This window comes from Rhizobium sp. N731 (assembly GCF_001664145.1).
In the GTDB taxonomy this organism is placed as follows: domain Bacteria; phylum Pseudomonadota; class Alphaproteobacteria; order Rhizobiales; family Rhizobiaceae; genus Rhizobium; species Rhizobium esperanzae.
In genome coordinates this window covers 2,458,229-2,483,005 of record NZ_CP013601.1, presented here as the reverse complement: position 1 = coordinate 2,483,005, position 24,777 = coordinate 2,458,229, and the positions used below count along the sequence as shown (strand labels likewise).

General features: G+C 61.9%; 26 protein-coding genes. 13 read left to right on the top strand and 13 right to left on the bottom strand.

From position 1 onward, the window contains the following. Window positions 1-294 precede the first annotated feature (294 nt). The 5 genes from AMK02_RS12215 to maiA all read left to right on the top strand — a co-directional run bounded on the left by AMK02_RS12215 (window position 295) and on the right by maiA (window position 4,982). Window positions 295-1,347, top strand: a complete 1,053-nt coding sequence (locus AMK02_RS12215; RefSeq protein WP_064803088.1) for an alpha/beta fold hydrolase — start codon at window positions 295-297, stop codon at window positions 1,345-1,347. A gap of 113 nt (window positions 1,348-1,460) precedes the next feature. Beyond that, window positions 1,461-2,201: a response regulator gene (locus AMK02_RS12210; protein WP_064806182.1), complete on the top strand. Its 741-nt coding sequence runs from the start codon at window positions 1,461-1,463 to the stop codon at window positions 2,199-2,201. Beyond that, window positions 2,198-3,520 carry an ATP-binding protein gene (locus AMK02_RS12205; RefSeq protein ID WP_064803086.1) on the top strand — a complete coding sequence of 441 codons (1,323 nt, stop codon included), beginning with the start codon at window positions 2,198-2,200 and terminating at the stop codon, window positions 3,518-3,520. Before AMK02_RS12210 ends, AMK02_RS12205 begins: the two co-directional genes overlap by 4 nt. Window positions 3,521-3,698: 178 nt before the next feature. After that, entirely contained in the window at window positions 3,699-4,115 is a 417-nt protein-coding gene (locus tag AMK02_RS12200; protein ID WP_064803084.1) for an organic hydroperoxide resistance protein, read from the top strand. 231 nt (window positions 4,116-4,346) lie between these two features. Beyond that, window positions 4,347-4,982: a maleylacetoacetate isomerase gene (gene maiA / locus AMK02_RS12195; RefSeq protein ID WP_064803082.1), complete on the top strand. Its 636-nt coding sequence runs from the start codon at window positions 4,347-4,349 to the stop codon at window positions 4,980-4,982. A 48-nt stretch (window positions 4,983-5,030) separates the two neighbouring features. On the opposite strand, the gene AMK02_RS12190 is transcribed toward maiA, so the two are convergent. Both AMK02_RS12190 and AMK02_RS12185 read right to left on the bottom strand, forming a co-directional pair. Continuing rightward, window positions 5,031-6,020 carry an aldo/keto reductase gene (locus AMK02_RS12190; protein WP_064803080.1) on the bottom strand — a complete coding sequence of 330 codons (990 nt, stop codon included), beginning with the start codon at window positions 6,018-6,020 and terminating at the stop codon, window positions 5,031-5,033. A gap of 13 nt (window positions 6,021-6,033) precedes the next feature. Next, window positions 6,034-6,429: a (R)-mandelonitrile lyase gene (locus AMK02_RS12185; protein ID WP_064803079.1), complete on the bottom strand. Its 396-nt coding sequence runs from the start codon at window positions 6,427-6,429 to the stop codon at window positions 6,034-6,036. A gap of 125 nt (window positions 6,430-6,554) precedes the next feature. On the opposite strand from AMK02_RS12185, the gene AMK02_RS12180 reads away from it, so the two are divergent. Beyond that, window positions 6,555-7,448, top strand: a complete 894-nt coding sequence (locus tag AMK02_RS12180) for a LysR family transcriptional regulator (protein WP_064803077.1) — start codon at window positions 6,555-6,557, stop codon at window positions 7,446-7,448. 29 nt (window positions 7,449-7,477) lie between these two features. Here AMK02_RS12180 and mobB read toward each other — a convergent pair whose 3' ends face one another. Genes mobB through AMK02_RS12165 form a run of 3 tightly spaced genes read right to left on the bottom strand, consistent with a single transcriptional unit; the run spans window position 7,478 to window position 9,540 of the window. Further along, a complete protein-coding gene (gene mobB, locus AMK02_RS12175; protein WP_064803075.1) occupies window positions 7,478-7,996 on the bottom strand; it encodes a molybdopterin-guanine dinucleotide biosynthesis protein B in 519 nt (172 codons plus the stop codon). Next, window positions 7,993-8,622 (bottom strand): molybdenum cofactor guanylyltransferase MobA, encoded by a 630-nt coding sequence (gene mobA / locus AMK02_RS12170; protein ID WP_064806180.1) that lies wholly within the window; start codon window positions 8,620-8,622, stop codon window positions 7,993-7,995. Before mobA ends, mobB begins: the two co-directional genes overlap by 4 nt. 9 nt (window positions 8,623-8,631) lie before the next feature. Beyond that, window positions 8,632-9,540 carry a DMT family transporter gene (locus tag AMK02_RS12165; RefSeq protein ID WP_064803074.1) on the bottom strand — a complete coding sequence of 303 codons (909 nt, stop codon included), beginning with the start codon at window positions 9,538-9,540 and terminating at the stop codon, window positions 8,632-8,634. A gap of 86 nt (window positions 9,541-9,626) precedes the next feature. Between AMK02_RS12165 and AMK02_RS12160 the strand changes: the two genes are divergently transcribed. Next, window positions 9,627-9,860 (top strand): hypothetical protein, encoded by a 234-nt coding sequence (locus AMK02_RS12160; protein WP_064803072.1) that lies wholly within the window; start codon window positions 9,627-9,629, stop codon window positions 9,858-9,860. Then, entirely contained in the window at window positions 9,857-10,624 is a 768-nt protein-coding gene (locus AMK02_RS12155) for an SDR family oxidoreductase (RefSeq protein ID WP_064803070.1), read from the top strand. Before AMK02_RS12160 ends, AMK02_RS12155 begins: the two co-directional genes overlap by 4 nt. Before the next feature lie 200 nt (window positions 10,625-10,824). Here the strand turns inward: AMK02_RS12155 and AMK02_RS12150 are convergent, their stop codons facing one another. The 5 genes from AMK02_RS12150 to AMK02_RS12130 form a co-directional block, all read right to left on the bottom strand. Further along, on the bottom strand, window positions 10,825-11,607 hold the full coding sequence (locus AMK02_RS12150; RefSeq protein WP_064806178.1) for a glucose 1-dehydrogenase: 783 nt from the start codon (window positions 11,605-11,607) through the stop codon (window positions 10,825-10,827). A gap of 188 nt (window positions 11,608-11,795) precedes the next feature. Beyond that, window positions 11,796-12,584, bottom strand: coding sequence for an SDR family oxidoreductase (locus tag AMK02_RS12145; protein ID WP_064803068.1), 789 nt, complete (start codon window positions 12,582-12,584; stop codon window positions 11,796-11,798). Between the two features lie 77 nt (window positions 12,585-12,661). Further along, a complete protein-coding gene (locus AMK02_RS12140) occupies window positions 12,662-14,140 on the bottom strand; it encodes a sugar ABC transporter ATP-binding protein (protein ID WP_064803066.1) in 1,479 nt (492 codons plus the stop codon). 28 nt (window positions 14,141-14,168) lie between these two features. Beyond that, window positions 14,169-15,098 (bottom strand): sugar ABC transporter substrate-binding protein, encoded by a 930-nt coding sequence (locus tag AMK02_RS12135; RefSeq protein WP_064803064.1) that lies wholly within the window; start codon window positions 15,096-15,098, stop codon window positions 14,169-14,171. Between the two features lie 117 nt (window positions 15,099-15,215). Beyond that, window positions 15,216-16,196 (bottom strand): ABC transporter permease, encoded by a 981-nt coding sequence (locus AMK02_RS12130; protein ID WP_064803062.1) that lies wholly within the window; start codon window positions 16,194-16,196, stop codon window positions 15,216-15,218. Window positions 16,197-16,407: 211 nt separating this feature from the next. Here AMK02_RS12130 and AMK02_RS12125 point away from each other — a divergent pair, with 211 nt between their 5' ends. The 4 genes from AMK02_RS12125 (at window position 16,408) to AMK02_RS12110 (ending at window position 20,676) form a co-directional block, all read left to right on the top strand. Beyond that, window positions 16,408-17,217: a transketolase gene (locus AMK02_RS12125; RefSeq protein ID WP_064806176.1), complete on the top strand. Its 810-nt coding sequence runs from the start codon at window positions 16,408-16,410 to the stop codon at window positions 17,215-17,217. Further along, window positions 17,217-18,173, top strand: a complete 957-nt coding sequence (locus tag AMK02_RS12120; RefSeq protein ID WP_064803060.1) for a transketolase family protein — start codon at window positions 17,217-17,219, stop codon at window positions 18,171-18,173. Before AMK02_RS12125 ends, AMK02_RS12120 begins: the two co-directional genes overlap by 1 nt. Before the next feature lie 64 nt (window positions 18,174-18,237). Then, the gene (locus AMK02_RS12115; protein ID WP_064803057.1) at window positions 18,238-19,704 is read left to right on the top strand and encodes an FGGY family carbohydrate kinase; all 1,467 of its coding nucleotides are present in this window, start codon (window positions 18,238-18,240) and stop codon (window positions 19,702-19,704) included. 21 nt (window positions 19,705-19,725) lie between these two features. Then, window positions 19,726-20,676 (top strand): sugar-binding transcriptional regulator, encoded by a 951-nt coding sequence (locus AMK02_RS12110; protein ID WP_064803055.1) that lies wholly within the window; start codon window positions 19,726-19,728, stop codon window positions 20,674-20,676. A 196-nt stretch (window positions 20,677-20,872) separates the two neighbouring features. Here the strand turns inward: AMK02_RS12110 and AMK02_RS12105 are convergent, their stop codons facing one another. Genes AMK02_RS12105 through AMK02_RS12095 form a run of 3 tightly spaced genes read right to left on the bottom strand, consistent with a single transcriptional unit; the run spans window position 20,873 to window position 23,832 of the window. Then, entirely contained in the window at window positions 20,873-21,625 is a 753-nt protein-coding gene (locus AMK02_RS12105) for an ABC transporter ATP-binding protein (RefSeq protein ID WP_064803053.1), read from the bottom strand. Beyond that, window positions 21,619-22,689, bottom strand: coding sequence for a FecCD family ABC transporter permease (locus tag AMK02_RS12100; RefSeq protein ID WP_064803052.1), 1,071 nt, complete (start codon window positions 22,687-22,689; stop codon window positions 21,619-21,621). Before AMK02_RS12100 ends, AMK02_RS12105 begins: the two co-directional genes overlap by 7 nt. Window positions 22,690-22,695: 6 nt before the next feature. Continuing rightward, a complete protein-coding gene (locus tag AMK02_RS12095; RefSeq protein ID WP_064803051.1) occupies window positions 22,696-23,832 on the bottom strand; it encodes an ABC transporter substrate-binding protein in 1,137 nt (378 codons plus the stop codon). Between the two features lie 115 nt (window positions 23,833-23,947). Between AMK02_RS12095 and AMK02_RS12090 the strand changes: the two genes are divergently transcribed. Then, window positions 23,948-24,733, top strand: coding sequence for a class I SAM-dependent methyltransferase (locus tag AMK02_RS12090; protein WP_064803050.1), 786 nt, complete (start codon window positions 23,948-23,950; stop codon window positions 24,731-24,733). The last annotated feature ends 44 nt before the right edge of the window (window positions 24,734-24,777 follow it).

The window sequence follows — 24,777 nt, the reverse complement described above, 5'->3', positions numbered from 1 at the left end:
CCGGGAGATAGCCGGGCGGAGGTATCTCCGATGTGTCTGGTTTGACGGGAAAATGTACCGAACTATTGCGCTGAGCGCGGGCGATACAAAAGAATACAAACTGCCTTCTCCGCGGAGGCGGCGGCGAAAACTGCGATAGCCCGCCGGATGCCCTGCTGAGGTGGCGCGTTTGTATCAGAATGTATCTCGGCAGGCGGAGGTTACACTCGCATTCAAAAACCGCAGCCTGTGACATATGGGCGATACAAGCCGAACGTCATCTGAGCGCCATGATCCATTCGACAGGAGAGACCGATGTCAGAGCAAATCAATCATCACCGCCGCCGTTTTTTCGGCATGACGGCAATCGCGCTTGCAGCCGTCGAATTCGGCGTGGCCGGCGCGGCCGCAGCCCAACAGCCGCAGTCTTCCAGCGCAGCGCTGCCTGACGTAAAGGCCGGGACCAATACGTCGTTTGAAGCGCTGAAGCAGCTCAAGACCGATGTGCTCGATATCGGTTATGCCGAGGCCGGAAAGGCCGATGCTCCGGTCGTGCTGCTGCTACACGGCTGGCCATATGACATCTATAGCTTTGTCGACGTCGCGCCGCTGCTTGCCTCCGCCGGCTACAGAGTGATCGTGCCTTATCTGCGTGGTTACGGCACGACCCGCTTCCTCGATGACAGGACACCGCGCAACGGCCAGCCTTCGGCGCTTGCCGCCGATATGATCGCCCTGCTCGATGCGCTCAAGATCGAAAAGGCTGTCGTTGCCGGTTACGACTGGGGCGGGCGGACTGCCAACATCATGGCTGCGCTGTGGCCCGAGCGCTGCAAGGCGATGGTCTCTGTCAGCGGTTACCTGATCGGCAGCCAGGAGGCCAATAAGAAGCCGCTGCCGCCCAAGGCTGAGCTTGCCTGGTGGTATCAGTTCTACTTTGCCACCGAACGCGGCCGCCTGGGCTATCAGAGCAACACGCACGATTTCGCAAAGCTCATCTGGCAGACGGCATCGCCGAAGTGGAATTTCGACGATGCGACTTTCGACAGATCCGCTGCCGCCTTCGACAATCCCGACCATGTCGAGATCGTCATCCACAATTACCGCTGGCGCCTGGGGCTTGTCGAAGGCGAGGCGAAGTATGATGCCTATGAGAAGAAGCTTGCCGCCTTGCCGATGATCTCGGTGCCGACGATCACGATGGAAGGCGATGCAAATGGTGCGCCGCATCCCGAGCCTTCGGCCTATGCCGGTAAATTTTCCGGCAGATACGAGCATCGCACGATCGGCGGCGGTATCGGCCACAACCTGCCGCAGGAGGCGCCGCAGGCCTTCGCCCAGGCGGTCATCGACGTCGATCGCTTCTGATCGGCAGCAGAGGCTCGTTGCTCGAACGGGCGGAATATGCGTAGGTCGCGTCTGGCGCTTCGACATGGTGAACGAGGCGGTGGCGCGGCCGCAATCGTTGAGGAATGGGCAATATGGATCATGTCGACCACATCCTGATCGTCGACGACGATCGTGAAATCCGCGAGCTGGTCTCGGGCTATCTGCAGAAGAATGGCCTCAGGACGAGCGTTGCGGCCGACGGGCGCCAGATGCGCAGCTTTCTGGAAGCCAATGCCGTCGACCTGATCGTGCTCGACATCATGATGCCGGGCGACGATGGGTTGGTGCTCTGCCGGGAACTGCGGGCCGGCCGGCACAAGGCAATCCCGATCCTGATGCTGACGGCCCGCACCGACGAGATGGACCGGATTCTCGGGCTGGAGATGGGCGCCGACGACTATCTTGCCAAGCCCTTTGCCGCGCGCGAGCTTCTTGCCCGCATCAAGGCGGTGCTGCGACGCACGCGCATGCTGCCGCCCAACCTGCAGATCAGCGAGGCGGGGCAATTGCTGACCTTTGGCGACTGGCGGCTCGATACGGTCGCCCGTCATCTTTTCGATAAGGACGGGACCGCGATTGCTCTGAGCGGCGCCGAATACCGCCTGCTTCGTGTCTTCATCGACCACCCGCAGCGCGTGCTCAATCGCGACCAGCTTCTGAGCCTGACGCAGGGCCGTGACGCCGAACTCTTCGACCGCTCGATCGATCTTCTCGTCAGCCGCCTGCGGCAGCGTCTCGGGGACGATGCGCGCGAGCCGACCTATATCAAGACGGTGCGCAGCGAAGGTTATGTCTTCTCTGTTCCGGTCGAAATTTCGGAGCCGCGCCGATGAGCGCGAGCATGTCTATCCTGTCGGGCCTGATGTGGCCGAGAACGCTGCGATCGCGGATCTTTCTCATCCTGCTGATCGGCCTGGCTTTCGCCTATGGGCTTTCCTTCAGCGTTCTCTACATGGAGCGCTACATGTCGGCCAAGGCGGTGATGCTGGGCACGCTGGAGAATGACGTCGCAACATCGATTGCGGTCCTCGACCGCCTTCCGGCAAGCGAGCGCGGCGACCTCCTGGACTGGCTGAGCCGCGGCAACTACCGTTTCGAACTTGGACCTGGCCTACGCGGTGTGCCCGACAGCTCCAGCAAGGCGAGGGAGATTGCAGGAAAGATAGAGGCGGCCGCTGGGCATCGCTTTCCGATCCGCGTCGAACGGATTCCGGGTGACGTGAACCGGCTGCAGGCGCATCTGACGCTGAGTGACGGCACTCCTCTGACGATCGATGTCACGCCGAGAGGCGTCATGCCGATCGCCGCATGGCTGCCCTATGTCTTCGCGATCCAGATGGCGCTGCTCGTTCTCTGCACCTGGTTTGCAGTCCGCCAGGCGATCCGGCCGCTCGGCGAGCTCGCCGCCGCCGCCGATGCGCTCGACCCAGATAAGGACGGTCAGGCTTTGAGTGAGGCCGGGCCGAGCGAGGTGGCGCATGCGGCAAGAGCATTCAATGCGATGCGGGAGAGGATCGCCCACTATCTCGAGGAACGGGTGCAGATATTGGCGGCGATCTCGCATGATCTTCAGACGCCGATCACCCGCATGCGGCTGCGCGCCGACATGGCGGAGGATTCACCCGAGAAGGACAAGCTGGTGTATGATCTCTCCGAGATCCAGCGCCTCGTCCAGGACGGCATCGCCTATGCGCGCAGCGCCCACGGCAGCGGGGAAAAGAACGCTCGCATCGACCTCGCATCGTTCATCGACAGCATAGCCTACGACTATCAGGACACTGGAAAGGCCGTGACCGTCGTCAGGCTGGTTGAAGGCGCCGCCTTCACCAGGCCGCACGCCCTTCGCCGCATCCTGTCGAATTTCATCGACAATGCCTTGAAGTTTGCCGGCGCCGCCGAGATCAGCGTCGAGCGCGGCGCCGACAATTCCGTCGTCATCAGCGTCATGGATCGCGGACCCGGCATTCCGGATGATATGCTCGAAGCCGCAATGCAGCCCTTCTTCCGGCTCGAGCAATCCCGTAACCGGGAGACGGGCGGCACAGGTCTCGGGCTGGCAATCGCCCAGCAGCTGACGGCGAAGATCGGCGGATCTCTGAGGCTCTACAATCGCTCGGGTGGCGGACTGGTGGCTGAAGTCACCATTCGGTGACGTCAAAATGTCGGAATGTTTTGTACGGGAAAATGTCATGGACGCCGGATGCTACCTTTTGTGACATTTCGGCCGTTTCCGGAAACATGCCGGATATATCGATCCGTCAAACCACACTCCGTCAACCCGGTCGCGTCGGCGGCCAGTCGCATGAAGCGACGCAACAAGGAGTGTTTCCATGATCAAGATCGACAAGGTTCTTTATACCGGCAGGACCCGCACAACCGGCGGGCGCGACGGCGCCTCGCAGAGCGATGACGGAGAGCTGGACATCAGGCTCTCGCCTCCCGGCAGCGCCCGCCCCGGCACCAATCCCGAACAGCTTTTCGCAGCCGGTTGGTCGGCCTGCTTCATCGGCGCGATCGGCATTGCCGCCGCCAAGTTGAAGGTCAAGGTGCCGGCAGAGACCGCCGTGAATGCAGAGGTCGATCTCGGCACGGCCGATGGCGACTATTTCCTGCAGGCCCGTCTCAAGGTCAGCCTGCCTGGCATCGAAGCGGATGTCGCAAAGGCGCTGATCGATGAGGCGCACCGGACATGCCCCTATTCGAAGGCCACACGCGGCAATATCCAGGTCGAATTGAGCGTTGCCTGACTGGCAGGAGCCGAAAGCAAAAGGGGCGAGGCCGGTCGTGGCCTCGCCGACGGAGGATTAAATGAGATTGATGATCATCTGCGCCTTGGGGGCGGCAGTGTTTGCCGCGCCTTGCATCTACGACATTCGCTCGCAGGAGCCTTCGCCGCTTGCAGGCCTCGTAAAAGCGGCATCGCCAACTTCTGCGGCGCAAGGGCGGCCATTCATCCGAGACCATCAGGGAGAAAGACAATGAAGCTCTATCAAAACGAAATCTCCTCGACGACGTCGCGCGTCAGGATCGCGCTGGCCCTGAAGGGGCTGACGGCCGAGGCCTTGCCGGTCACCATTCTTGGCGAGGAGGCCGAGAGCCGGCAGGCCGAATATCGCAAGATCAATCCGCAGGGGCTGGTGCCGGCCTTGCTGACGGATAGCGGCGTGCTCATCACCCAATCACTGGCGATCATCGAGTATCTCGACGAAATCAAGCCTGAGCCGCCGCTGTTGCCTCAAACGGCGGAGGGCAGGGCGCTGGCCCGCTCGATCGCGCTGGCGATCGCAGCCGAGATCCATGCGCTGCTGCCGCCGCGGATCGGGCTACATCTCAAGACCACCTTCAATGCCGATGCCGATGCGGTCGCCGCGTGGAGCCGTCACTGGGTCGACGAGGGAATGGCGGCTGTGGAGACGATGATTGCCGGCCGCCGGCAAGGCGCCTTCGCAGTCGGCGACCGGCCAAGCATTGCCGATATCTTCCTTTTTCCGCAAGCGATCAGCGCACGGCGCATGGGCTTCGATCTCGCCCGGTGCCCGAATATCGCGGGGATTGTGGCCAAGCTGGAGGGGGTACGGGCTTTCCAGGAGAACGCCCCGGCGCCGCGACGGTGATGCGGTCAATGAAAAAGCGGCCGTCAACGAAGGCGGCCGTTTCTCTTCTCAGCGGTTGACCCTTGCCTGCAGATGCGCGGGATACCGGTCGCCTTCCACCTTGATCTTGGCGAGCGCGCTTTCGATATTGGCAAGATCCTCAGCCGTCAATTCGACCTCGGCGGCCCGGATGTTTTCTTCCAGGCGATGCAGCTTGGTGGTGCCGGGGATCGGTACGATCCAAGGTTTTTGCGCCAGCAGCCAGGCTAGAGCGACCTGGGCCGAGGTGGCCTTCTTGTGCGCGGCGATTTCCGCGAGGAGATCGACGAGCGCCTGATTGGCTTTGCGCGCCTCGGTCGAAAAGCGCGGCACGATGTTGCGGAAGTCCTTGCTGTCGAAGGTGGTCGCTTCGTTGATTGCACCGGTAAGGAAACCCTTACCGAGCGGGCTGAACGGGACGAAGCCGATGCCGAGCTCTTCGAGTATCGGCAGGATATCCTGCTCGGGCTCGCGCCACCACAGCGAATATTCGCTCTGCAGCGCCGTCACCGGCTGGACGGCATGGGCGCGGCGGATCGTCTGCACGCCGGCCTCCGAGAGGCCGAAATGCTTCACCTTGCCTTCTGAAATCAGTGCCTTGACCGTGGCTGCAACATCTTCGATCGGAACATCGGGATCGACGCGATGCTGGTAGAACAGATCGATGACGTCAGTCTTCAAGCGCTTCAGCGCCTGATCGGCAACCGCGCGGATCTGCTCCGGCCGGCTGTTCATGCCGCTCTGGCCGCCGTTTGCATCGAAGTTGAAGCCGAATTTGGTGGCGACCACCACCTCGCTGCGGAAGGGAGCGAGCGCCTCTCCCAAAAGCTCTTCGTTCTTATAAGGTCCATAGGCCTCGGCGGTGTCGAAGAAGGTTACGCCGCGTTCGAACGCCTGTCGGATCAGCGCGATCGCTTCGCGCGTGTCGGTCGCAGGACCGTAGCCGTAGCTCAGTCCCATGCAGCCGAGACCAATGGCCGAGACCTCAAGCCCGCTCTTTCCCAGTTCACGAGTCTGCATAGGCGTTTCCTTTCTAAGCCTGATATTGGGCGTCGGTGACAGGTTCCATCCAGTCGACGACCTTGCCGTCGAGGTGTTCCTGGACGGCGATATGGGTCATCGCCGTCGTCGGTGCTGCGCCATGCCAGTGGCGCTCCCCCGGCGCGAAGCGGATGACGTCGCCGGGGCGGATTTCCTCGATGGGGCCGCCTTCGCGTTGGACGCGTCCGCAGCCCGATGTGACGACCAGCGTCTGGCCGAGCGGATGCGTGTGCCAGACGGTGCGCGCGCCAGGCTCGAAAGTGACGCTGGCGCCGGCGGCGCGGGCGGGCTCGATCGCCGCAAACAAAGGATCGATGCGCACGTTGCCTGTAAACCACTCAACAGGTCCCTTGGCCGAAGGCTGCGAGCCATTTCGCTTGATATCCATCTTGTCTTCCTTCCCTTATCGGAATGACGCCGTCCGGCGAACTTGCGGTGACAGGATAGTTAGCGCGTGTGCTTGGTTTCGATTAGATGGTATAAACGACAAGGACCCATGAGGGATTTTCATAAATGTCGCGCCCTGCCGTCAACGACCTTATCGCTTTCCTCGCCGTTGCCCGGGCGCAAAGCTTCACCAAGGCCGCGGGCAAGCTGGGTGTTTCACAATCAGCGCTCAGCCACACCATTCGCGGCCTTGAGGAGCGGCTGGGTCTGAGATTGCTGACACGGACGACGCGCAGCGTCTCGCCGACGGAGGCCGGCGAACGCCTGCTCGTCTCCATCGGGCCGCGGTTGGATGAGATCGAAAGCGAGCTGGCCGCATTGAGCGCTTTTCGGGAAAAGCCGGCGGGCACGATCCGCATCAATGCGGGCGAACACGCAGCCGATTTCGTCCTATGGCCAGTCCTGGAAAAGCTCCTGCCGAATTATCCCGACATTAATGTCGAGATCATCGTCGATTATGGCCTGACGGACATCGTTGCGGAACGTTACGATGCCGGCGTGCGGCTGGGGGAACAGGTGGCGAAAGATATGATTGCCGTCCGCATCGGCCCCGACATGCGCATGGCTGTGGTCGGCACGCCCGCCTATTTTGCCCACAGGCCGAAGCCGCTGATGCCGCAGGATCTGACCGATCATAATTGCATCAATCTGCGCCTCCCGACCTATGGCGGCGTTTATGCGTGGGAGTTCGAGAAGGACGGACGTGAGCTCAAGGTTCGAGTCGACGGGCAACTGGTCTTCAATAATATAGCGCTCCGGCTGAGCGCGGTTTCGGCGGGGATGGGACTTGCCTTTCTACCGGAGGACCTGGTCGAGGCGCCGCTGGCCGAGGGCCGGCTGGTGCGCGTCCTCGAGGACTGGTGTCCGCCGTTTCCGGGCTACCATCTCTACTATCCGAGCCGCCGGCATACCTCCCCGGCATTTGCTCTTGTCATCGATGCGCTTCGCTATAGAGGATAGATCTCGTCGCCGGCCGGATTCGAGACCCTCTATCGGATCTCCTCAAGCCCGACGGTCGCTGCGATGAAATCGGCGATGGCGCCTGTGTCGTCGAGATCGAAGACGGGCAGGAAGGTGTCCATGACGGCGTGATCGGCGGCGATCGCGCAGATATGAGGATCGCTCGGCGCCAGCGGCTCGCGATTGGCGGCTTCCAGGCGGCGGGCCTCGATCTTCGGGATCGGTTCGCGCTTGTAGCCTTCGATCAGGACGAGATCGCAGGGGGCGAGACGGGCGAGGATTTCTTCGAATGCAGGTTCTGGCGCGCCGCGCAGTTCGTGCATGATAGCGTAGCGGGTGCCGGAGACGATGGTGACCTCGTGGGCGCCGGCCTGGCGGTGGCGGTAGCTGTCGGCTCCGACCTTGTCGATGTCGAAATCATGATGCGCATGCTTGATCGTCGAGATCCGGTAGCCGCGGCGGGTGAATTCCGTCACCAGCCGGACGGCGAGCCCTGTTTTGCCCGAGTTCTTCCAGCCGGCGATGCCGAAGATTTTCGGTGCGGTCATGTGCGCAGGGCCTCCAGCCAGCGTTGCGCCTCGATGAGATCATCCGGCGTGTTGATGTTGAAGAAGGGGTCGAGCAGGCTGGCACGGGTCGGATGCAGTGGAAACGCCACTTCCGTAACGTCATGCCGCAACAGGAAGTCGCGCACGCGGCGTTTCTCGTCGGTAGCGATCCAGGCTTCCAGATCGGCCGCCAGTGTCACCGGCCAGAGACCGAAGACAGGATGACTGCGGCCCTCGGAGGCGGCAATGGCGATCTGCGGTGGGCGCTCCAGGGCTGCGGCCAGGCGGGCGACGAGATCGATGGGAAAGAACGGGCAATCCACAGAGACGGTGACGACGTGGGTAATCGCCGGAAGGCCGGCGCCGTAGACCATGGCCGCGTGGATGCCGGCCATCGGCCCGGCCTTGCCAGGAATGTGGTCGGGAATAGCAGGTACGTCCTCGGCGACTGCGTCGGCATTGACGGCAACGGAGCTGACCTGCTGCGAGAGACGGAGCAGTACATGGCGGAGCAGGCTGTCGGTTCCGAGCATCACCTCCGCCTTGTCGCGCCCCATGCGTTGCGAGCGGCCGCCGGCCAGCACGACGCCTGCGATTACGGATCTGTCGAGCGGGAATTCAGTCATCATCCTGCCTCAAACCGGTGAGCGCGGCGCCGATTCCTGCGCGATCGGGGGCACGCGGCGCGTGGCTTCACGATAGAACGTATAGAGGCCGGAAGCGATGACGATTGCGGCACCCAGGAGCGTCCAACTGTCGGGCACTTCGGCGAAGAAGAAAAAGCCCAGCAGCGAGGAGAAGATCAGGCTGGTATAGCGGAAGGGCGCGACGAAGGAAATTTCCCCGGTGCGCATGGCGAGGATGACCGATTGGTAGCCGACGAGCACCAGCACCGAGGCGAGCAGGAGATGTCCAAGGGAAGTGGCGCTGACTGGCTGCCAGCCGCCGAGTACGGGGATGAGAAGTGCGCCGAAGAAGGAGATGGAGGTCGCGGTGATGACGGTGATCATCAACGACGGAATCTCCGGATCGATCGAGCGGGTGGCGAGATCGCGGCCGGCCGTCGTCAGCACCGCGGCGACGCAGAGGAGCGCGGCGGGGGTGAAGCCTTCGGGGCCGGGGCGGATGATGATCATGACACCGAGGAGGCCGACGAGGATCGCCGACCAGCGCCGCCAGCCGACGGGCTCGTTGAAGAAGAGCGCGGCGCCAAAGGTGACGATCAGCGGCAGCGATTGCAGGATCGCCGAGGCATTGGCGATCGGCATCATGCCGAGTGCGGTGATATAGGTGACGGCGGAAAACATCTCGCAGATGATGCGCAGGATAATGATCGGCTGCAGCACGACGCGCGAGGAGCGCAGAGCGCCCATTTTCCTGGCGATGAGATAGACGAGCAGGCTGGTGAAGAGGCCGCGCAGGAACATGATCTCGCCGGCATTCATAGAGGCGACCACCGATTTGGAGAGGGCATCGCTCGCCGAAAAGCCGGCCATCGCCATGCTCATATAGATGGCGCCCTCAGTATTGCGTGACCGCGGCATGAAGAGATTCCCCTACCTGTGCGCCCCTTCTTAGTCGGGACGATACGTGAAGGGAATCGAATGAATGTCACACCCAGGATAAATCGATGGTGCGGCGCACAATGGTGCTGACGCAGCGCATGCGCGTCTGCGGAAACCGCGGCAACTTACCGTTTTATCTGATGAAACCGCTATTTCGGATCTGCCATACCGAGGGCACTGATCCGGCCAAAACCATCTGTCAGCGGCGGATTTTGTTTTTGCGCGCGGGAAACGGGTGGCTGCACCGTCAGATGTTTGAGATCTGGGATGTCTCAACAGCTGAGGAGAAACGGATATGACACTTCTTAATGGTAAAACCGCGATCGTCACCGGTGCAAGCTCGGGCATCGGCTGCGCGGCGGCGAAGGTTTTTGCACGGCAAGGCGCGAAGCTGGTGATCAACGGTCGGCGGCAGGATGCACTCGATGCCGTCGTCGCCGAAATCGAAGCAGAAGGCGGAGAGGCTGTCGCCGTTGCCGGCGATGTCAGGGACGAGGCGCTGCAGGCAAGACTGGCCGAAACGGCGGTCTCCCGTTTCGGCAAACTCGATATCGCCTTCAACAATGCGGGCGGTCTCGGCGAGATGGGGCCGGTTGCCGGATTGTCGCTGGAGGGTTGGCGCGAGACGATCGAGACCAATCTCACCGCCGCCTTCCTCGGCGCCAAACACCAGTCGGCGGCAATGGGAGAGGGCGGCGGTTCGCTGATCTTCACCTCCACCTTCGTCGGCTACACCGCCGGCATGCCCGGCATGGGGGCCTATGCGGCGAGCAAGGCCGGCTTGATCGGTCTCGTGCAGGTGCTGGCCGCCGAGCTCGCGTTGCGCAACATCCGCGTCAATGCCCTTCTGCCCGGCGGCACCGATACGCCCGCCAGCATCACCAACACGCCCGACGCGACGGCGGAACTGCTTGCCTTCGTCGAGGGATTGCATGCGCTGAAGCGCATGGCTCGGCCGGAAGAGATCGCCAATGCGGCGTTGTTTCTGGCGTCGGATCTATCGAGTTTCGTGACGGGGACGGCGATGCTGGCGGATGGTGGGGTTTCGATTAGCCGGACGTAGGACGGGTGAGGGGCCAGCGTATCTCGGAGGTAGAGCCACCCGCCCCCGTCCTTCGAGGCTCCGGCCTTTGGCCTCCACACCTCCAGGACGAGGGCTAATCGTGGATGTCGTGGACTGTGACCTCTCTCCAGCCTCATCCTTGCTGAGGTGCCCCGCAAAGGACGGGGCTGGCCACCATTGCGCCTGCGCTTGCGGAGGGCTCAGGACATGATCAACCCGCCATCGACATTGATCGTCTGGCCGGTGATGTAAGCGGCGTCGTCGCTGGCGAGGAAGGTGACCAGACCGGCGACGTCCTCGCCGGAGCCGGCGCGTTTCATCGGGATGCCTTCGACCCATTCCTTCATCAGTTCGCCGGGGGCATAGTTGCCGAGCAATTTGCCCCAGGCCTGGTCGTTATAGGCCCACATGTCGGTCTCGATGATGCCGGGGCAGAAGGCGTTGACGGTGATGTTTTCGGTGGCGACTTCCTTGGCCAGGCTCTGGGTGATGCCGACGACGCCCATTTTCGAGGCGGCGTAATGCGGCGTGTAGATGAAGCCGTCGCGTGCCTGGCCGGAGGCGGTGTTGATGATGCGGCCGCCGCGCTTGTGCTTGCGCATTCTTGCAATGGCCTCCTGGGCGCAGAGGAAGACGCCCTTGGTGTTGACGGCCATGACCTTGTCCCACTCGTTCTCCGTCAAGTTCTCGACGCGGGCGATGGTGATGACGCCGGCATTCTGGATCGAGACGTCGACCGTGCCGAATTCCTTTTCGGCCGCATCGTAGAGCGCGGTGACGCTCGCCTTGTCGGTGACATCGCCGATGAAGGAGAGCGCCTTGCCGCCTTCGGCCCTGATCCCTTCGGCAACGCCGTGGACCAGGTCTTCATTCGCCGAGACGACGAGATTGGCGCCCTCACGCGCAAAGCGCCTGGCGATCGCAGCGCCGATGCCGCGGCTGCCCCCGGTGATGACGACAGTCTTTTGATCAAAGCGTTTCATGCTCTTTCCTCGTATCCTGACATAAACAGCAAATCTCGGCGCAACCGCCCGTTCGATCGGCGCGAAGGGCGGGCAGACGACGATATCGCACGCCGTCATGCCCGTTACCCTCCGGCGCCTCGGTCTCAGCCAGGGAGGAGGCGAGACCGTTCATTTTCCAGTGGCCTGGCAATGAGCCTTCTTAGGCATCACCAGCAGCAGAAACCGCCATCGACGAGAAGATCGACGCCGGTCACGAAACTTGCCGCATTCGACAGCAGGAACACCGCCGGCCCTACCATCTCGTCGACCGTCGCCATGCGCTGCATCGGCGTCTGCTCTTCGAAGAGCTTGGTCTGGTGGACCATCTCCGCACGGGTGTTCATCGGCGTTGCCGTATATCCGGGGGAAATGGTGTTGACACGAATGCCACGGCCGACCCATTCCATCGCCAGTGACTTCGACATGTGGATGACGCCCGCCTTGGAGGCGTTGTAATGCGCCTGGCTCAGCCCGCGGTTGACGATCACACCGGACATGGAGGCGATGTTGACGATGGAGCCGCGTCCATTCTTCAGCATGGCGCGGGCCTCGGCCTGGCTGGACAGGAATATGCCCTTGAGGTTGATATCCATCAGCGTCTGATATTGATCCTCCTCCATCTCCTCTGCCGGATTGGCGTTGGCAATGCCCGCTGCATTGACCGCAAGCGTCAGTGCACCGAGATCGGCTTCGGTGCGTGCGACGGCATCTGCAAGGGAAGATTTGTTCGTGACGTCAGCCGCGATCTCGATCGAGCGGCGGCCGGCGGCGCGGATATGTTCGGCTGTCGTCGCCAGTCCGTCGTCGGTTCGGCGGTCGAGCAGGGCCACGTCGGCGCCGCATTGCGCGAGGCCGATGGCAATGCGCTGCCCGATGCCGCTCCCGGCGCCGGTAACGATGGCAACCTGGCCGCTGAGATCGAAAAGCTTCGGGGCATTCAGAGTGATGTCGGACACCGCTCTTCCTTTCTCTGTTGTTTTGTTTTCACGCAATTCCTGACGCAAAACCGCTGCACACTTTTGCTGGAATTGCTTTAGATGGTAGCCAGTTCCATGACCGAAACGTCATTGGCCTGGTCACGATCGAGGATCCCCGCCTGCTTGCCTTGCGCAAGCACGAGAATGCGATTGGAGACGCCGAGAACTTCCTCGAGGTCCGAGCTTACGACGATGACCGCCACGCCCTGTTTGGCAAGATTGACGATGATGTCGTAGATGCCGGCGCGGGCGCCGACGTCGATGCCTCTCGTCGGTTCGTCGAGCACGACAACCTTGGGATCGCGCATGAGCCACTTGGCGATCACGACCTTCTGCTGGTTGCCGCCGGATAGGTCCGAGGCATACTGCTCGGCACGGCCCTTGACACCGAACTTCGCCACCGCCTTTTCCGCAAAGGAGCGCTTGATGCGCGGCGTGATCCAGCCACGGCCCAGCTTGTCGAGATTAGCGTAGACAATGTTCTCGCTGATCCGGTGCCCGACGATCAGGCCCTGTTCCTTGCGGTCTTCCGGAACCATCACGATCCCCTTGGCGATCGCGTCCGCCGGGTCGTGCAGCCTGAGTTCCTCGCCTTCCAGCTTGATCGAACCGGCGCTGATCGGATCTGCTCCCGAAATCGCACGCACCAGTTCGGTGCGCCCGGCGCCGACCAATCCGGCGATGCCGAGAATTTCGCCGGCCCGCACCTCGAAGGTAACGTTGCGGAACGCGTTGTCCGGCGAGCTCAGGCCGGACACCTGAAGTACCGGGCGGTCTGTTGGAACGGGCAGGGTGGGGAACAAGCGGTCGAGCGGGCGTCCGACCATACTCTCGACAATCGTTCTCACCGGGGTCGCGCTGTCCGAGAATTCCTGCACCCGCTCGCCGTCGCGAAGAACGACGATGCGGTCGGTGATCTTCTTGATCTCTTCCATGCGGTGGGAAATGTAGACGATGCCGACGCCTTCCGAGCGAAGCTTGCGAACCTGTTCGAAGAGAGCCTCGGTCTCGGCGCCGCCAAGGGCGGCTGTCGGTTCATCGAGGATCAGCAGCTTTGCGTTGAGCGCCAGCGCCTTGGCGATCTCGATAAGTTGCTGATTTGCCGTGGAGAGGCCGGCGACCGTTCGCGTTGCAGGTATGTGAAGGTTCAAGCGAGCGAGCTGGTCCTGGGCCCGGCGAACCATCTGGGCACGGTCGATGGCGCCGTTCTTCATCGGCCAGCGTCCGATGAAGACGTTTTCGGCGATCGAGAGCTGCGGCAGAAGCTGCAGCTCCTGGTGGATCAGGACAACGCCCTTGTCGATCGCTTCCCTCGGGGTGGCCGGGGCGTAAGGTTGCCCCAGCCATGTCATCGATCCTTCGGAGGGCGTGCGGGATCCGGCAATGATGCCTGACAGCGTCGACTTGCCCGCTCCGTTTTCACCGAGAAGTGCAACCACTTCGCCCGGATAGACGTCCAGGCTGACATTCTTCAGAACCTGGAGCGGCCCATACCACTTGGATATGCCCCTCAGGGAAAGAACGGGATCAGTCATGGCACACCTCCTCAAGACCTCGGCTTCATCAGGGATGGTTGGCGATGAAGCCTGCAACGTTTTCCTTGGTGGTCAGCGTGGCATCCATGAGCTGGACCGGCGGTACTTTCTCTCCGGCGACAAGCTTGGCGGCATTTTCAACCGCGTCGCGGCCCATCTTCTGCGTCTGCTGAGTAGCCGTAACGTCGAAGACGCCCTTGCTGAGAGCTTCGAGCGCTGCGGTGTCGCCGTCGAAGCCCCCGACCACGATTTTCCCGGAAGGTTTCGCGACCTTGATTGCCTGGGCGGCGCCGAGTGCAAGAGCGTCAGCCTGAGCGAATACGATCGAGACGTCGGGGTTGGCCTGAAGCATGTTCTGCATGATCTGGAAGCCTTCATCCTGGCTCCAAATGTTGGAGTACTGCTCAGCGACGACCTTTACATCCGGGGAGGCCTTGAGAGATTGAGCGCAGCCCTTCGAGCGATCCACTTCCGGCGTCGTGCCCTTCTGGCCGTGGATGATGACCATCTTCCCCTTGCCGCCGGCTTCCTTCAGGATGTAGTCGCAGACAGCCTTGGCGGAGGCGACGGAATCCGTTGCAAGGAACGTATCGCCCGGCGCTCCTTCCGCATTGCGGTCAACGTTTACGACCGGGATGCCGGCGTTCTTCGCGAGCTTGACCGGAACGCTCGCCGCGGCCGCACCGGCCGGAATATAGATCAGCGCGTCGATTTTCTGGGTCAGAAGATCTTGGATCTGGTTGACCTGCGTCGGCCCGTCGCCCTTGGCGTCGACCGTAATGACTTCGATGCCGCGCTTCTTGGCTTCGGCCTCGACCGATTGCTTGATCTGGTTGAAGAAGTTTGCCTGAAGGTTGGCAACGGCGAGGCCCAGCTTCTTCAGTTCCGCCGCGTGTACGGGACCGAGCATAAGACCGAGCAGTGCGGCAGACGCGAGCATGGTGCGCGCTATTTTCATTGTATTTCCTCCGTTGTTTAATGGAACCCTCGGGTATGTCCTCCCCCTCGGGGTATAGATCCGTCCCGATTTTCCGGGGCGGAATTCCGGGTCCGCCAGTGCGGCGGATCCCGCTCGTCAGGCGCGACGCCGACGAATGGTCTCTGCGCCGACCGCAAGCACGATGACGATGCCGATGATCACCTGCTGAAGGAACGGCGAGACGTTGAGAAGGTTGAGACCGTTGCGCAGCACACCGATGATCAGAACGCCGATCAACGTTCCGCCGATGCCGCCGGCGCCGCCGGAGAGCGAGGTGCCGCCGATGACGACCGCAGCGATGGTGTCCAGTTCATAACCGAGACCACTGGACGGCTGGACGGAATCCAGCCGGGCGGCGAGCACGACGCCGGCAAGGCCTGCAAGGACGGCACTCATGACATAGACGCCGATCGTCACGAGCGGGACGTTGATGCCGGCGAGGCGCGCGACTTCGGAATTTCCGCCCACCGCATAGAGCATGCGGCCTTCGGAGCGGAAGTGCAGGAAAAGCCAGGCCGCCAGAACCACCGCCAGCATCAGAAAGACCGTGGCGGTCATGACGCCGAAATGGCGATCGATCGCCAGCATCATGAACCAGTCGGGGAAGCCGACGATCTGCTGGCCGTCGGTGATCATGTTTGCAACGCCGCGGGCAGCCGACATCATTGCCAGAGTGGCGATAAAGGCCGGAACCCTGAACTGCGTCACCAGCAGTCCGACAATCAGGCCCGATACCGCCGAGGCGATCAGCGCAAAGGCGATCCCGACGGGAAGCGGCAGGCCGGCGACGTTGGCTGTCCAGCCCATGACCATCATCGCCAAAGCGAGTGCCGAGCCGACGGAGAGATCGATGCCGCCGATCAGAATGACGAACGTCATTCCGACCGCCATGATGCCGAGAACGGTGATCTGGTCGAGGATGTTGAGCCCGTTTCGAACAGAAAGAAACGTGTCTGTGCTGACGCTCAGAAAGACGCACAGCACGAGCAATCCGACGAGCGGGCCGGTCGCTCCCTTGAGCTTGCTCAACCACGCACCGGACGAAAGCCTGTGTTCATTGATATCGAGCGCCACCATTGCTCCTCCCTCTGCGTAGGCCTGTATCCGATAATGGTTCAGGAGCGAATAATTATTCACTGCTGCTGGAAAATTCATTAACAACTTGCTTTCCAGCTGTCAACTAGATTTCGTTGACCGGATGTTTGTGATGCCGAGTACAAGGGGGTTGACTAATCGGCTTCTTATGCAAAAATATTGATTAGTGAATATTTATGCACACGAGGAATCGATGGATACGACAGAACTTGAGCGCATCGCCCGCGAGATCCGATTGCGCGATCTTCAGGCGGTCTTTGAAGCGGGCGCCGGCCATATTGGCGGGGAAATGTCGGTCATCGACATTTTGACGGCGCTCTATTTTCGTGTGCTGAATGTCTGGCCGGATCAGCCCAAGCATCCCGACCGCGACAGGTTCGTTCTTTCAAAGGGACATACGGCCTGCGCCCTGTATGTGACTCTCGCAAAACGGGGCTTCATTCCGGAGGAGGAGATTTCCACGTTCCTGCAGCCGCATTCGCGGCTGAACGGGCATCCGAATTGCAATAAGGTTCCGGGCGTCGAGACGAATACCGGGCCGCTCGGCCATGGTCTCCCGGTCGCAGTCGGAATGGCGAAAGCCGCCAAGCTCTCGGGCGCGAAATTTCACACCTACGTCGTCACCGGCGACGGTGAGATGCAGGAGGGCTCCAACTGGGAAGCGATCATGGCGGCAGCCCAATTCAAGCTCGACAACTTGACGCTGGTCATCGATCACAACAGGTTTCAGCAGGGCGCGGCGCTCGCCGAAACCAATGATCTCGCGCCGCTTCGTCCGAAGCTTGAAGCCTTCGATTGGGAAGTCACCGAGATCAACGGCAACACTATGAGTGAGATCGTTCCTGCTCTCGAACACCGGGGAACAAGACCGCATTGCATCGTTGCCCACACCAACAAGGGCCATGGGATCTCGTTCATGCAGGACCGGGTCGACTGGCACCATAAGGTGCCGAGCAAAGAGCAATACGAAATCGCATTGGCAGAATTGTCGGAGGCACTGTAATGAACGCGCCAATCAACCCACCCAAGCTCCACGATTGCCGCGACGCATTCGCCACCACGCTTGAGCGGCTGGCAACTGAAAACGAGAAGATCGTTGCTGTCTGCAACGACTCGGTCGGTTCTTCCAAGCTCGGCGGCTTCAAGTCGAAATTTCCCGAACGCCTCGTCAATGTCGGAATTGCAGAGCAGAACATGGTGGGCGTCGGAGCAGGCCTCGCCAACGGCGGACGTCTTCCATTCGTCTGCGCTGCCGCTCCGTTTCTGACGGGGCGGTCGCTGGAGCAGATCAAGGCCGACATTTCCTACTCGAATGCCAACGTCAAGCTGGTCGGCATCTCCTCCGGCATGGCCTATGGCGAACTCGGTCCGACCCATCACTCGATCGAAGACTTCGCCTGGACACGGGTCTTGCCCAATCTTCCGGTTATTGCGCCTTGCGACCGCATCGAAACCGCCGCTGCGGTTGCGTGGGCCGCGACTTATGACGGGCCCTGTTTCCTGCGCCTGTCACGGGTCGGCGTGCCCGACCTGCTTCCGGAAGGCCATAAATTCGAACTTGGCAAGGCAAATCTCCTTCGCCAGGGTTCCGACATCACCCTCATCGCCAACGGTACTTTGACGCATCGCATTCTGAAGGCTGCCGAAATCCTCGCTGAGCGCGGCGTCAGTGCCAGGGTGCTCAACCTTGCGACGGTTCGTCCCATCGATGAGGAGGCGATCATCGCCGCAGCCAGGGAAACCGGAGCGATCGTCACAGCCGAAGAGCATTCGATCTTTGGCGGGCTCGGCTCGGCGGTCGCCGAAGTGGTGGTCGACAATGCCCCGGTGCCGATGAAACGTCTCGGCGTTCCCGGCGTCTATGCCCCCACAGGTTCGGCAGAGTTCCTGCTCGACGAATTCGGGATGGCGCCGTCCGCAATCGCCGACGCCGCGCAGGCGCTGATCAAGCGGAAGTAACTGGGATCAAGACTGGCCGAACGCTTTTGCGGTTTCGGCCGTCGCCTGATCCGGGGAGGATAGAATGCGGGCAATTCTGGCAATCGACCAGGGCACGACCAATTCAAAGGCAGTTCTCGTTTCCGAAAAGGGAGAAATCGTCGGCAGAGGATCGGCGCCTGTCGGCATCTCCTATCCGAAGCCGGGCTGGGTCGAACAAGACCCGCGCCGGCTCTACGCCTCGGTCTGCGAAGCGGTTGATGCCTGCCTGAAGGCCGGCTCCGATGTTGTTATCGAGGCCGTGGCCATTTCCAACCAGCGCGAATCGGTCACCGCCTGGGACGCCGAAACGGGAGAGGCGCTTGGGCCGGTGGTCAGCTGGCAGTGCCGCCGAACGGCGCAGGATTGCGAACGTCTGATTGCCGAAGGCCGTCTTGACCGGGTGCAGGCGCTCACCGGCCTGCCATTGGACCCGATGTTTCCGGGTTCGAAATTCCGCTGGCTGCTCGACCGTATTCCGGCCGGGCGATCGGTGCGGCTCGGCACGATCGACAGCTGGCTCGTCCACTGCCTTACGGGTGGGCGCCGGCACGCCTGCGACGCCTCGAATGCCGGCAGGAGCCAGTTGTTCGATCTCAGGGAGCAGAGATGGAGCGAGGAACTCGGCGAGATCTTCGGCGTGGATATCGCGTTGCTGCCCGAGGTGCTCGACAGCTCCGCCGATTTCGGCAGAACGCAAGGATTGCCGGGGGTGCCGGATGGCACTCCGATCATGGCCGCGATCGGCGACAGCCACGCCGCCCTGTTCGGCCATGGGGCATTCAAGCCGAGCGACGGCAAGGTGACCTTCGGGACCGGCTCTTCGGTCATGACGACGCTTTCGCAATTCATTCCTCCACGCAACGGCGTCACGACCACAGTCGCATGGCGTATTGGGGGAAAGCCGACTTTCGCGTTCGAAGGCAATATTCTCGTTTGCGCCGCCAGTCTTCCCTGGATGGCCGATATTCTCGGCCTTGCGGATGTGGCGGCCCTCGTCGAGCTTGCGGCGAGCGCCGAGCCGGGCGGACCCGGCTTCGTGCCGGCATTCGTGGGGCTGGGGGCGCCTTACTGGAATGCCGATGCCCGCGCCCTGTTCTCCCAGATCAACTTTAATACGACACGTGCGCAAATGGCCCGGTCGGTGACCGATTCCATCGCTTTCCAGGTGCATGACGTGATCGCGGCCATGCGGACGCAGAACGGCGGCGAACTCGGCGCGCTCTATGTGGATGGCGGACCGAGCCAGAACCGCTTCCTGATGCAGTGTGTCTCGAACCTTATCGAACATCCCGTGATCCAATGCGAAGCACCCGAGGCATCGGCTTTGGGCGCTGCCTATCTGGCGGGGCTGTCACTCGGCTTGTGGAGCGATCTCGAAATTGTCGCGGCGTTGCCGCGAAACACGCAAACCATCGAGCCGCAACCCGTGGATCGTGGGGTGCTTCTCGATACTTGGAATGATGCGCTCGCCCGCTCGACGTGCCGCGAAACAAAGGCTAAAGGTGAATAAAAATTCAATCTGGGATTAGCGATGACTCGCCTCAACGAACTCCGCCTCATTTCAAGGGTCGCCCAGATGTACCACATAGAGGGACGGCGACAGGCGGAGATCGCAGAGCACCTTCGCCTGTCGCAGGCGACGGTGTCGCGCATGCTGAAGCGTGCCGAAGCTGAAGATATCGTGAGAACCAGCGTGATCCCGCCCGTCGGTACCTATAGCGAGCTCGAGGGCGCGCTTCGCGAAAAATACGGTCTGCCGGAGGCGATCGTCGTCGAGTGCACGGAAGACCGGGACGGCGCCATCATGGCCCGTATCGGCGAGGCGGCGGCACATCTCCTTGAGGTGACGCTTGCGCCGGGGGAGATCATCGGCGTTTCGAGCTGGAGCCAGACCATCTTCAAGATGGTCGAGAACATTCACCCGCAGAAGAGCGCTCAGGCGAAGTATGTCGTCCAGACCCTTGGCGGCATGGGCGATCCTTCCGTGCAGACGCATGCGACGCAGCTGACCACGCGGCTTGCACGGCTGACCGGGGCCGAGCCGAAACTGCTTCCCGTGCAGGGCGTGACGACGTCAAGGGAAGCAAAGCTTCTGATGCAGGCCGACCCGTTCGTCCGTGAGACGATGGACCTCTTCAGCAGCATAACGCTTGCAATCGTCGGCATCGGCGCCGTTGAACCGTCCGAACTTCTCGCACGCTCCGGCAATATCTTTTCCTCCCGCGAACTCTCCGATCTCGCTGAAGCAGGCGCCGTCGGCGATATCTCGCTTCGCTTCTTCGATAAGAACGGCAAACCAGTCAAGACGCCGCTGGACGACCGGGTCATAGGCTTGCCGCTCGAGGATCTGGAGCGGGTGGACCGGGTGATTGCCCTTGCCGGTGGGGCCAAGAAGACCGACGCGATTGCCGGCGCGCTCCGCGTCGGGGTGATCGATATGCTTGTGACCGACAAGTTTACCGCGCAGCGATTGATCGACTGACGGGCAGGGTGGAGTGCCCGCCTCGTCCTTCGAGGCTTCGCCCGATGGGCTACGAGGCCCTCTTGGCGTGACGGCATGCCCATCCACTCTCATCCTGAAATAGGCATCCCCGTCGCATAACCCACTATACAGCAACGGCAACGTACAAGGATGGGCTCTCTCGGGTATTGACGCCCTCCGGACAGGCTCCCCTGGGTCAATGCGCCGTCCCATCGACGATCACATGATCGTGGTCCAGCGAGCATCTCTCCACCCGGGCTTCGACTCTGTAGATTTCCCGCAGCATTTCGGCGGTAACGACATCTCTTGGCGCTCCGCAGGCGCGCATGCGGCCGTTGGCGATGACCAGCACCTTGTCGGCGAAGCGCAGGGCCTGGTTGAGGTCGTGGATGGCGATCAGGACGAGCATGCCTTTGGCGCGGGCCCTGCGGCGCATGAAGTCGAGGACTTCGACCTGGCGGTGGAGGTCGAGGGCGCTTGTGGGTTCATCCATCAGCATGATTTCAGGTTCGCGCACGAGCGCCTGGGCGATCGAGACGAGCTGGCGCTGGCCGCCGGAGAGCGCGCCGAAATCGCGGAAGGCGAGCGCGGTGATATCGAGCGCTGCCATGATCTCGTCGATGAAGCGCAGGTCGCCATCGCCGACGGCCCAGGACTGGCCCTGCTTGCGGGCAAGCAGGATGGATTCGTAGACGCTCAGCACCGCATTTGCCGACGTATCCTGCGGCATGTAGCTGATGGCGTTTTTCGCCTTCGAGCCTTCGACGACGACATGACCGGGCCCCTTGAGCAGGCCGGTGATGCGCTTGAAGAGCGTCGACTTGCCGGCGGCGTTCGGGCCGATCACCGCCACGACCTCGCCTGACCTCATCACCGGCGTCGTTACGTCTTCGACGAAGAGCTTGCGGCCGTGAAAGGCGCCGACCGACTGCAACTGAAGCGCTACCATGACCGGCTCCTGTTCGAGAGGATGAGCGAGAAGAAGAAGGGCACGCCGACCAGCGCCGTGATGATGCCGATCGGGAAGACGACGCCTGGGATGATCGACTTCGAGACGATCGAGGTCAGCGACAGCAGCAGGGCGCCCGAAAGGATCGAGCCCGGCAGGAAGAAGCGCTGATCCTCGCCGAGGATCATGCGCGCGATATGCGGGCCGACGAGGCCGACAAAGCCGATCGTGCCGACGAAGCTCACCGGCACCGCGGCAAGCAGCGAGACGACGAGCATGGTTTCCAGGCGGATGCGGCGGACATTGACGCCGAAGCTTGCCGCCTTGTCCTCGCCGAGGCGGATGGCGGTCAGCGCCCAGGCGTTGCGGGCAAAGAGCGGCAACGCTGCCAGCAGGACGGCGAGCGTCACCCAGATTTTCGGCCAGGTGGCCTTGGTGAGACTGCCCATCGTCCAGAAGACGACGGCCGACAGCGCCTGTTCGGAGGCGAGATATTGCAGGAAGGCGAGGGCGGCATTGAAGGTGAAGACCAGCGCGATGCCGAGCAGCACCACCGTCTGCACCGAAACACCGCGGGCCTGCGAGACGAAATGGATGAAGAGGGTGGCGATCAGCGCCATGATGAAGGCATTGACCGGCACCAGCAAGCCGGCTGCGACAGGCAGAAGCGGAACGGTGGTGACGATCGCAAGCGCCGCGCCGAAGCTTGCCGCCGCCGAAATGCCTAAGGTGAAGGGGCTAGCGAGCGGATTGGCGAGGATCGTCTGCATCTGCGCGCCGGCGACGGAGAGCGAGGCGCCGACGACGATCGCCATCACAGCGACCGGCATGCGGATGTCCCAGACGACGGCGCGGATCTGATCGGAAACGGAGGCGGGGTCAAGGAGGGCGGAGACGACCTCGCCGAGACTATAACGGGCCGGCCCCCAGGCGAGATCGACGGCGAAGGACAGACAAAGTGCTGCGGTCATGGCGAAAAGAATCAGCAGCTTGCGCCGGGCGAGGGCGCGGTAGCGCTCCCGCCCGGCTTCGGCTTCGATCGATATGGCGGCGATCTCGGCCATCGCGGATTACTTGCCCGCCTTGGCGTCGACCCAGTAACCTGGCTGATAGGCGACCGGCAGGAACTTCTCGTGGAATTCCTTGAAGGTGGCATCCGGGTCGAGATCGGCGAAGAGGTTCGGGTGGAACCATTTGGCGAGCTGCTGGACGGCGACGAACTGATAGGGGCTGGTATAGAACTGGTGCCAGATCGCATGGACATTGCCGCCGGCCACTGCCTTGGAGCCGGTGAAGGCCGGGTTTTCCATCAGCGTGTTGAGCGCCTTGCGGCTGTCGCCGAGGGTGGCTGCGGCATTCGGGCCGACATTGACGAAATCCTTGGCATCCTTGGTCTGGCTCCAGTTGGAACCGGTGACGACGATGACCTCCGGATTGGAAGCGACGACCTGTTCGGCATTGATGGAGCCGGTGTAACCCGGCAGGAAATCGGAGCCGAGATTGTGGCCGCCGGCCAAATCGACCATCAGGCCGAAATTATCGGGACCGAAGGTGCCGCAGCATTCGACCAGGCCTGCGGCGCGATACATGAAGACATTGGGCTTCGGCGGATTGGCCGCCTTCAGCCTGTCGGTGACGCGCGCCATCTGTTCCTTCCAGAAGCTGGCGACGGCCTCGGCGCGGTCCTCATGGCCGAAGAGCTTGCCGAGAACCCTCAAGCTCGGCTCGGTGTTGGCGAGAATATGTTCCCGGAAATCGATGTAGACGATCTTGACGCCGATGCCATTCAGCATCTCTTCGAGCTTCACTTCGTCGGCGGCCGTCTTGTTGCCGATCGGCAGCAGCAGCACGTCCGGGTGCAGCTTGACGACCGTTTCGGTCTGCAGTGTGCCGTCGGTCAGGTTGCCGAGGAAGGGCAGGTCCTTGCCCTTGGGAAACTTCTCGACATAGGCGTTGAAGCCGTCTTTGTCGGTGGTCCAGAGATCGTTGCGCCAGCCGACGATCTTGGCGAAGGGGTCTTCCTTCTCGATCGGCGCGACGGCATAGAGCATGCGGCCTTCCCCAAGGATCACACGCTCGACTGGCTTGTCGAAGCTCACTTCGCGGCCGGCCACATCCTTGACGGTGAAGGATTGGGCGAGCGCCGACAGCGGCATCAGGCTCGCAATCGCAGCAGCGGAGACTGCGAGCATTTTCACGAAATTCATCTGGAAATTCCCCCGAGGTCTGAATAATGTCCGCAGGCATAAGAAATATGACTTTGTGAATCAAGTTATATGTTTTAGAGCATTTCCAAACTGATGCCATGCCGGGGTGCCTGCGATGAATTCAATGAACACGAACTACTCCATCCGCGATGAAATCCGCGATTTCTGGTCGGAAAGGGCCGCGACCTTCGACCAGAGCGTCGGCCATGAAATTTTTTCGGAGGCCGAACGGAAGGGCTGGCAGCGGCTGATCCGAAAGCATCTCGGCGAGGGGCAGGGGCGTGCGGCGCTCGATCTCGCCTGCGGCACGGCCGTCATCTCGCATCTGATGAACGATGCCGGCTTCAAGGTGACGGGGCTCGACTGGTCGGACGCGATGCTGGCGCAGGCGCGCGCCAAGGCGAAGAAGCGCGGCACTGACATCCGCTTTGTTTCCGGCGACGCCGAGAATACCATGGAGCCGCGGGACAGCTACGACGCCATCACCAACCGCCATCTCGTCTGGACGCTGGTGGACCCGGCTTCGGCTTTCAAGGAATGGTTTTCAGTGCTGAAGCCGGGCGGCAAGGTGCTGATCCTCGACGGCAATATGGGCAAGGAGACGTGGGTCAAGGGCCTGCAGAAGCTCTGGACGAAAATTACGGGCAAGCCGCCGACGAGCCACATGTCGCCTGAAATGATGGCGCGCCATCAGAACATCCGCTCCCGTGTGCACTTCGCCAAGGAGATGCCGGCCGAAGCAGTGGTCGATCTTCTCAGCAAGGCCGGCTTTACGGATATCGTGGTCGATCGCAAGCTCGCGGATATCCACTGGGCGCAGGCGCGCAAAATGCCGTTCCTGCGGGGGCTGGAGCGCATGGTGCAGGAGCGGTTTGCGATTTGCGCGCGTAAGCCTGGGTGATGGGTTGGAGCAACACCGGGTGGCTAGGCGCTGACCGTCGTGCC